9 protein-coding genes are annotated in these 8,437 nt (G+C 72.2%); 3 read left to right on the top strand and 6 right to left on the bottom strand.

Annotation, left to right across the window (positions count from 1 at the left end; all coding sequences use genetic code 11):
• Positions 1 to 122: 122 nt before the first annotated feature.
• The gene (locus AOQ53_RS12130) at positions 123 to 407 is read left to right on the top strand and encodes a DUF6332 family protein (protein ID WP_059417027.1); all 285 of its coding nucleotides are present in this window, start codon (positions 123 to 125) and stop codon (positions 405 to 407) included.
• On the opposite strand, the gene AOQ53_RS12125 is transcribed toward AOQ53_RS12130, so the two are convergent.
• Genes AOQ53_RS12125 through AOQ53_RS12115 form a run of 3 tightly spaced genes read right to left on the bottom strand, consistent with a single transcriptional unit; the run spans position 368 to position 4,490 of the window.
• Positions 368 to 1,033: a response regulator transcription factor gene (locus AOQ53_RS12125; RefSeq protein WP_059417026.1), complete on the bottom strand. Its 666-nt coding sequence runs from the start codon at positions 1,031 to 1,033 to the stop codon at positions 368 to 370. The two genes, AOQ53_RS12130 and AOQ53_RS12125, sit on opposite strands and share 40 nt — an antisense overlap.
• Positions 1,030 to 2,265 (bottom strand): sensor histidine kinase, encoded by a 1,236-nt coding sequence (locus tag AOQ53_RS12120; RefSeq protein ID WP_099054583.1) that lies wholly within the window; start codon positions 2,263 to 2,265, stop codon positions 1,030 to 1,032. Before AOQ53_RS12120 ends, AOQ53_RS12125 begins: the two co-directional genes overlap by 4 nt.
• A 53-nt stretch (positions 2,266 to 2,318) precedes the next feature.
• Complete coding sequence (locus AOQ53_RS12115) at positions 2,319 to 4,490, bottom strand: MMPL family transporter (protein ID WP_059417024.1); 2,172 nt, start codon at positions 4,488 to 4,490, stop codon at positions 2,319 to 2,321.
• Positions 4,491 to 4,619: 129 nt separating this feature from the next.
• On the opposite strand from AOQ53_RS12115, the gene AOQ53_RS12110 reads away from it, so the two are divergent.
• Positions 4,620 to 5,414, top strand: a complete 795-nt coding sequence (locus AOQ53_RS12110) for an AfsR/SARP family transcriptional regulator (protein WP_059417023.1) — start codon at positions 4,620 to 4,622, stop codon at positions 5,412 to 5,414.
• A gap of 103 nt (positions 5,415 to 5,517) precedes the next feature.
• On the opposite strand, the gene AOQ53_RS12105 is transcribed toward AOQ53_RS12110, so the two are convergent.
• Entirely contained in the window at positions 5,518 to 5,730 is a 213-nt protein-coding gene (locus AOQ53_RS12105) for a hypothetical protein (RefSeq protein WP_408055156.1), read from the bottom strand.
• 9 nt (positions 5,731 to 5,739) lie between these two features.
• On the bottom strand, positions 5,740 to 6,453 hold the full coding sequence (locus AOQ53_RS12100; protein WP_059417022.1) for a TetR/AcrR family transcriptional regulator: 714 nt from the start codon (positions 6,451 to 6,453) through the stop codon (positions 5,740 to 5,742).
• Positions 6,454 to 6,642: 189 nt separating this feature from the next.
• Here AOQ53_RS12100 and AOQ53_RS12095 point away from each other — a divergent pair, with 189 nt between their 5' ends.
• A complete protein-coding gene (locus AOQ53_RS12095) occupies positions 6,643 to 7,092 on the top strand; it encodes a nitroreductase family deazaflavin-dependent oxidoreductase (RefSeq protein WP_059417021.1) in 450 nt (149 codons plus the stop codon).
• On the opposite strand, the gene AOQ53_RS12090 is transcribed toward AOQ53_RS12095, so the two are convergent.
• Positions 7,076 to 8,320, bottom strand: a complete 1,245-nt coding sequence (locus AOQ53_RS12090) for a geranylgeranyl reductase family protein (protein ID WP_059417020.1) — start codon at positions 8,318 to 8,320, stop codon at positions 7,076 to 7,078. The two genes, AOQ53_RS12095 and AOQ53_RS12090, sit on opposite strands and share 17 nt — an antisense overlap.
• Positions 8,321 to 8,437: the final 117 nt, after the last annotated feature.

Raw genomic sequence — 8,437 nt, 5'->3', positions numbered from 1 at the left:
GTCACACCACAGTCCTATCGGACCGACACCCCACCCCGGGCTTGATCGCAACTAAAGACAGCCCCTAGGGGCTGTCCGGCGGGACGCTTGCCCACCGGGCGCCCTCCTGTTTGACTCGCTGTATGACCAGTCACGGGGGACGGCGCACGCAGGCCGAACGGGACGCGATCACCGTCGAGATCGGGTACGCGCTGTGCAGTGCGGCCTTCGCCGCGGCGGTCGTCTTCGGGGCCGTGGCCGGTCCCGCGCTGCTCTTCGACCTCCCGGACACTCCGGAGAGCCTGCTGCTGCACACCGGGCTGGTGCTCGCGCCCGTCCTCTTCGCCGCCCGGGTCGTCAGTGTGCTGATCCGGTTCCGCTCGGCGGGTCAGCCCAGCCAGCCCGGCCGCACCAGCCCCGACTCGTAGGCGAGCACGACCAGTTGGGCCCGGTCGCGGGCGCCCAGCTTCACCATCGTGCGGCTGACATGGGTCTTCGCGGTGAGCGGACTGACGACCAGGCGGCGGGCGATCTCCTCGTTGGACAGGCCGATGCCGACCAGGGCCATCACCTCCCGCTCCCGCTCGGTGAGCCGGGCCAGCGCGTCGGCGGCCGCCGGTTCCTTGGCGCGGGCCGCGAACTCGGCGATCAGGCGGCGCGTCACCCCCGGCGAGAGCAGCGCGTCGCCCGCCACCACCGCCCTTACGGCGCGCAGGAGTTCGTCCGGCTCGGTGTCCTTGACCAGGAAGCCGGAGGCGCCCGAACGGATCGCCTCGAAGACGTACTCGTCGAGTTCGAAGGTGGTGAGCATGACCACCTTGACGTCCCCGAGGCCTGGGTCCTCGGTGACCCGGCGGGTCGCGGCCAGGCCGTCGAGCGCGGGCATGCGGATGTCCATCAGGACGACGTCGGGCCGCAGTTCGCGGATCCTGCGCACGGCCTCCTCCCCGTCGGCGGCCTCCGCGACCACCTCGATGTCGGGTTGCGCGTCGAGCAGCGCCCGGAACCCGGCCCGGACCAGTGACTGGTCGTCGGCGAGCAGTACGCGGATCACCGGTCCTCCTCGACCTCGGCGGAAGCCGTCAGCGGCAGTACGGCGAGCACCCGGAAACCGCCGTCCGGACGGGGCCCCGCCTCGATGGTGCCACCCAGCGCGGCGGCCCGCTCCCTCATCCCCGCCAGTCCGTTGCCGCTGCCACCGGCATCGGCACCGGTCGCCGGCCCGTCGTCGTCGACGCGCAGCCGCAGCAGGTCCGAGTCGTGCGCGAGATGCACGCGCGCGTGCCGCGCACCCGAGTGCCGTACGACGTTGGTCAGGGCCTCCTGGACGATCCGGAAGGCTGCGAGGTCCGTGCCGGGCGCGAGGCGCGGCGGCTCACCCTCGACCTCGACGGTCAGGCCCGCGCTCGCCGCCTGCTCCACCAGCTCGGGCAGCCGGTCCAGCCCGGGCGCGGGTGCTCGGGGCGCGTCACCGGGTGCCCGCAGCGTGTCGAGCACCTGGCGCACCTCGCCGAGCGCCTCTTTGCTCTTGGCCTTGATCGTGGTGAGCGCCGTACGGGCCTGCTCGGGATCGGAGTCGAGGAGCGCGAGGCCGACCCCCGCCTGCACGTTGATCACGGAGATGCTGTGGGCGAGGACGTCGTGCAGCTCCTGCGCGATCCGCAGCCGCTCCTCGTCGGCCCGTCGCCGCGCGGCCTCGGCACGCTCGGCCCGCTCGCGGACCCACTGCTCGCGCCGGATCCGGAACAGCTCCGACACCGCCGCGATCGCCACCACCCAGGTGGCGACCACCAGTTCCTCGCCCCAGGAAGCGGCGGAGTCCTCCGACGGCGGCAGCCACCGGTAGAGCCAGTGCGCCACCAGGGCGTGCCCCGCCCAGAGCGTTCCCATCGCCGCCCAGGCCGCCCAGCGGTGCCCGGCGACGATCGCGCTGAAGCACGCCAGGGCGACGGTGAGGAGCACCGGCCCGTACGGATACCCGGCCCCCAGGTAGAGCATGACGGCACCCGCCGTGCCGAAGACCACGGCCACCGGATACCGCTTGCGCCACAGCAGCAGCGCCCCCGCCACCAGCAGGAGCACCCGCGCGAAGGGGTCCAGGGCCGCCCGCTCGCCCTCCTGACCATGAGCGGCGAAGTGGGAGCCGACCAGGACGAAAACGGTGACGACGACGGTGGACCGCCAGGGCAGACGGGGCGCACGCTCCCCTTCCCCCCACCGGTCCCACCACACAGGCCCGTGCCGCCACCACTGCGGCGGACCGCCCCGCACACGCTGCTCGTCCATGGCGGCCACGCTAGACGCCGCCCGCCCGCGGCGGCGTCACCCAGGCGCGGTGATCACACGTACTCCCCGCGGAGTACGTCGTCCGCCGGGGCCGCCTCGCCCTCCCTGATCCGCAGCCGGCGCAGCCGCCGCGGCGCCCACCAGTTCGCCCGCCCGGCCAGCCGCATGGTCACCGGCAGCAGCACGACCCGGATCAGGGTGGCGTCGACGAGAATCGTCAGGGCCGTGCCGATGCCGAGTTCCTTGAGGAAGACGACCCCTCCGGTGGCGTACGACAGGAAGGACAGCGCCAGGATCCCGGCCGCGGCCGTGATCAGCGGGGCGCTACGCCGGATGCCCTCGCCGACCGCGCGCCGGGTGTCGCCGGTGCGGTCGTGCTCCTCCTTGATGCGCGCCAGCAGGAACACCTCGTAGTCCATCGACAGCCCGTAGGCCACGCAGAACATCAGCACCGGGATGCTCGGCTCGATCGACCCGGTGGGGGTGAAGCCGAGCAGTCCGGACAGGTGCCCGTCCTGGAAGACCCACACCAGGCAGCCGAACATCACCGACAGGCTGAGCAGGTTCAGCACGGTCGCCTTCGCAGGCAGCAGCACGCTGTTCGTCATCAGGAAGAGGATCACGTACGTCGCCACCAGTACGATCCCGACGGCGTACGGGAGCCGGCCCAGGAGCGTGGAGCGGAAGTCGGTGGTCTCGCCGGGATAGCCCCCGACCAGGACGGGCACCGGAGCCGGGATCTGCCGGACGCGTTCGACGAACGCGGGGACGTCGCCGTACAGGGCCCGCTGGGTGGGTACGACGGCCAGGCGCACCCGTCCGTCGGACGCCGTCAGCCGGTCCTGGCCGGGCGGGCCGGTGCGCCTGCCGTCCTGGTAGGCGCCTTCGGGCGCGTCGACCTGGAACACGCCGGGCAGTCGGGAGAGTTCGGCGGCGTACGCGCGCGTGCCGGCCGGTTCGGCCGCGGGTGCGCCGAGGACGACCTGGACGATGTCCGTGGGTTCGGCGGCGAACTCCCGGTGCACGATCTCCGAGGTGGTGCGCGAGGAGGTGCCCTCGGGCAGCGTGCGCTCGTCGGGCAGGCCGAACCGCAGTCCGAGCAGGGGCGAGGCGGTGACGAGCAGGACGGTCAGCACTCCGGCGCCGGCGAGGAACGGGCGGCGCATGGCGGTGAGCGCGGCGCGGTGCCAGAAGCCGGAGGGGGGCGCGGCGGCACGCTCCACCCGGTGCCCCCAGCGGGCGAGAGCGGCGGGCAGGAACAGCACCGCGCCTGCGACCGCCGTCACCACCACGAGCACACCCGCGTACGCGAAGGAACTGAGGAAGAAGAACGGGAAGACCAGCAGCGCGCACAGCGACACCGCGACGGTGACACCGCTGAAGAGGACCGTGCGTCCCGCCGCGGCGGTGGCGCGGGGCACGGCTGCCCGCTGGTCGTGCCCGGCGGCCCGCTCCTCGCGGTACCGGCTGATCATGAACAGGCTGTAGTCGATGCCCAGTCCCAGTCCGAGGACGAGCGCGAGGTTGGCGGCGAACGTCGACACCTCCGTGAACTGCGCGATCACCCGCAGCCCGGCGAGCGTGCCGACGACGGAGAACAGCCCGACCGCCACGGTCAGCAGGGCGGCGACCGTGCGCCGGTAGACGAGGATCAGCAGGAGCAGCACGACGGGCAGCGCGAACGCCTCCGCGCGCAGGAAGTCGGCGCGGGCCTGCTGGCCGACCTGCCGGGAGATCTCCTCCTGGCCACCCACGCGGACTTCGATGTCGGCGGTGGTGCGGGCCAGCCGGGGTGAGAGGGAGGCGAGTTCCTCACGTGTCTCGGTGGCGGTGCCCTCCAGGTGGACGAGGATCAGGGCCCGTCGGCCGTCCTTGCCGCGCAGGGCGGGACTGTCGGCGTCCCAGTAGGCGGTGACGTCCGTGACGAGGGGCAACCGCTCGACCTCGTCGGTGAGTTGTCTCGCCGCTCGCTCGGTGCGCGGGCTGTCCACGTCGCCGTCGCGCGCCGTGACCAGGAGGGCGAGGTTGGGGTTGCCGGTGCGGAAGCCGTCGCGCAGTTCGTCGGCGGCACGCACCGACTCCGTGCCGGGAGAGCTCCAGCGCGAGAGGTCGAGGTCGCCCTGGGCGCCTGCGCCGTAGCCGCCGAGGCCGAGGAAGAGCAGGAGGAAGCCGAGCAGCACGGCACGGCTGTACCGCGCGGACCGACGGCCGAGCCGGGTGAGCATGAGGTGGCCTTTCGCAGCGAGTCCGGGGAAGTCGAAGGGACTTCGGTGGCTGTGAACACCGTCGGTCCGGCCGCTGGAAGGCCCACTGGAAGATCCACTGGAACGCGGGCCTCGGGATACGCTCGACGCATGGCTGAGCAGACATCCGGGACCTCGCACGCCGTGCGCATCGAACTGCTCGGCCCGCTGCGCGCGTTGCGCGACGGCGCCGAGATCCCGCTCGGCCCGCCCAAGCAGCGGGCGGTGTTCGCCGTCCTGCTGCTCCAGGAGGGCCGCCCGCTGTCGTACGACGGTCTGGTCGAGGCCGTGTGGGGCGGCGCGCCGCCGGTGCATGTGCGCAACCTCGTGCAGAAGTACGTCTCCGGGCTGCGCCGGGCACTCGGGGACGGGCCTGAGCTGTCCTGGACCGGCACCGGTTACCGGCTGACCGGCGTGCGCGTCGACGATCTGGCGGAGCGCCGGCTGCTGGTGGACGAGGCGCTCGCGGCACGGCGGGCCGGCGAGGTGCGGCGTGCGGTCGAACTGGCCCACCGCGCCGAGGAGCTGTGGCGCGGCGACTTCGCCGAGGGCCTGCACGCGCCGTACCTCACCGCGGAACGGCTGCGCTGGACCGAGAAGCGGCTCACGGTCCTCGAAGCGCGGCTGGAGGGCGAGATCGAACTTGGCCGCTCCTTCGAGTACGTCCACGAACTCGTCCGGCTCGTCGCGGCCCACCCGCTGCGCGAACGCCTCGCCGAGCTTCTGATGCTCGCCCTGTGCCGAACCGGCCGCCCGGCGGACGCCCTCACCGTGTACGAGGAGGCACGGCGGCGGCTCGCCGACACGATGGGCGCGGACCCGGGGCCCGGCCTGCGAGCCCTGCACGCCCAGGTCCTGCGCCAGGATCCGGCGCTGCTGCCGGGGCCTCCGGTTCCTGTGGCCTGAGAGGCCCGAGCGGTTCTCCGGCCCGCCCCCGGAAGACCGTCGCCAGTCCTGCGATCAGCGCCACTCGGGGGGAATGTTGGCGATCTGCTTCAGCAATTCCCAGTCAGCTGGTCTCCGCTCCGGGTCGCCACTGAGCACCGTGGCCGACCCAGTAGCCCCGAAGCTCGCGAACTTGCGTCAGGGTGTCGTCGCCGATACCGGACTCGTTGTAGCAGCACTCACAGATGACGTGCTGAGGAACGCCGTGCTCATCGAAGAGCACGTCGCCATCGTCCAGACCGCAGATCCGGCGAGCGGTCTCGACCCTGTTTTCCATGGTCACAGACTAATTGGAGGCAGACCCCTGCTGCGGATACACCAGCCCCACCCCGTGGGCGAGTTGCCCCGCCGTGTGCCGGAAGAACGTCTCCCGGTCCTTCACCACCCGGTTGAACTGCCCGAACAGCTCGAAGCCGACCAGGCCGAACAGCTGAGCCCAGGCCGCGACGAGGGCCGTCACCGTCTCGGGCGGGAGGTCCGGCGCGAGGTCGGCGGCCATCCGCTCGGCCTCCGGGCGCAGGTCGGCCGGCAGCGAGGGCTTGGCCAGGCCGAGGCCTCGGTAGGCGTCGCGGACGATGCCGAAGAGCAGCAGACCGACGCGGGCGGCGGGCGGGACGGTGGTGTCGGGGGCGGTGTATCCCGGCACGGGCGATCCGTAGATGAGGGCGTACTCGTGGGGATGGTCGAGCGCCCAGTGCCGCACCGCCTCGCACACCGCGATCCAGCGTTGCAGGGGGCCGGAGCCGGCGGCTGCGTCGTGGGCGGTTTCGGCGGCCTCGCCGAGGGAGTCGTAGGCGTCGATGATGAGGGCGGTCAGCAGGTCGTCACGGCTGGGGAAGTAGCGGTACAGCGCGGAGGAGACCATGCCGAGCTCGCGGGCGACGGCCCGCAGCGAGAGCCTGGCGGCGCCCTCGGCGGCGAGCTGTCTGCGGGCCTCGTCCTTGATGGCCGCGGTCACTTCGATCCTGGCCCGGGCACGGGCGCCGTGTGCGGTGCTCATGCGGGGCAGTGTGCCATGGAAACAGAGCAGTGCACACAAACGAGATCGACGCACACAAGCGAGAGCGGTATCCAAATGAGAGAGCAGCGCTCTTGCTTTGGAGCACCGGTCTCGGGCAGACTGGCAGCACCGAGCGAGAGCGGTGCTCACATATCAGAGCACTGCTCCATATCCAACAGGGGGAACCTCATGTCCACGCATGTCCGCAAGCCCGGCTGGCTCACCATCAACGTCTTCAACCGGCTCGTCGCCTGGCTGACCCGCCGCGGCATCAGCGTCTGGGGCTCCCGCGTCCTCGCCGTCCGCGGCCGCAAGAGCGGTCAGTGGCGCACCACCCCGGTCAACGTGCTGACCCTGGACGGCCGGCAGTACCTGGTCGCACCGCGCGGCCACGTCCAGTGGACGCACAACATGCGCGCGGCGGGCGGCGGCGAACTGCACCTCGGCGAGCGCGTGGACAGCTTCACCGCGACCGAGGTGGCCGACGACGACAAGACCCCGGTCCTGCGCGCCTACCTCAAGCGCTGGAAGGCGGAGGTCGGGGTCTTCTTCAACGGAGTCGGACCCGACTCCCCGGACGACCAGCTGCGCCGTATCGCCCCCGACCACCCGGTCTTCGAGATCACTGTGACGGGCTGACCTCGTCGCCCGTCGCGGCGGGACGGCGGTCCAGCGCGGTCAGGGCCCGCTGTGCCACCGGATACGTGCGGACGATCTCGCCCAGCGACGTCGAGCCCTGCGTGATCTCCTTGAACGCCCTCCAGGCCGGGCGGAAACTCGTCAGCGCCGCGTGGAACAAGCCGGGGCGGCGCTCGAACACGGTCAGCAGCCGCTTGCCGACGCTCATCTCCACACCGAGCCCGGCCTTGACCGCGAAGGCGTAATTGAGGGCCTGCCGGCGGGTGTCCACCGCGTCGTGCGCCTCGGCGATCCGCACCGCCCACTCCCCCGCGAGCCGCCCGGACCGCAACGCGAAGGAGATGCCCTCGCGGGTCCACGGCTCCAGCAGCCCCGCCGCGTCGCCGCACACCAGCACCCGCCCGCGCGAGAGCGGCGAGTCGTCGGCCCGGCAGCGGGTCAAGTGCCCGGAGGAGATGCTCGGTTCGAAGCCGGCGAGACCCAGCCGCCCGACGAACTCCTCCAAGTACCGCTTCGTCGCGGCGCCTTCGCCCCGCGCCGAGATCACCCCGACCGTCAGGGTGTCGCCCTTGGGGAAGACCCAGCCGTAACTGCCAGGCATCGGGCCCCAGTCGAGGAGCACCCGGCCCTTCCAGTCCTCGGCGACGGTCTCCGGCACCGGGATCTCCACCTCCAGGCCGAGGTCCACCTGGCCGACCTTGACCCCGACGTGCGCCCCTATGCGGCTGGCGCTGCCGTCCGCGCCGACCACGGCCCGCGCGAGCAGGACCTCGCCGCCCTGGAGGATCACAGCGACCGTACGCCGGTCGGGCACCGCCGAGCCGTGCTGCTCGACCCGCTGGACCGTGACACCCGTACGCAGCTCGGCGCCCGCCTTCTGCGCGTGCTCGACGAGCTGCTGGTCGAACTCTGGCCGGTTGATCAGCCCGAACAGCATCTGCTTGGACCGGCGGGTGCGCGTGAAGCGCCCGTTGTTCGAGAACGTCACCGCGTACACGCGGTCCCTGAGCGGCAGCTCGAAGCCGGGCGGGAGCGCGTCGCGCGAGGGGCCGATGATGCCACCGCCGCACGTCTTGTACCGCGGCAGCTCCGCCTTCTCCAGCAACAGCACGCGTCTGCCGGCGACCGCCGCCGCGTACGCGGCCGAAGCGCCCGCGGGTCCCGCGCCCACCACGACGACGTCCCACACCCGCTGCACGTCGTCCGCCGAAGAGTTCTCGCTGCTCACGATGGTCTACTGCTCCCGATCAAGCCGCCTGCCCCTGCTGTCTCCCGCATCCTACGGCGGACCTGGCCGAAGGCCGCTGTGGGAGGATCTACGGCACTCACCGCTGCAACGTCGCAC

Origin of the sequence: Streptomyces azureus (genome assembly GCF_001270025.1) — a bacterium.
Classification (GTDB): Bacteria; Actinomycetota; Actinomycetes; order Streptomycetales; family Streptomycetaceae; genus Streptomyces; species Streptomyces azureus.
This window is presented reverse-complemented; position numbering and strand designations above follow the sequence as displayed.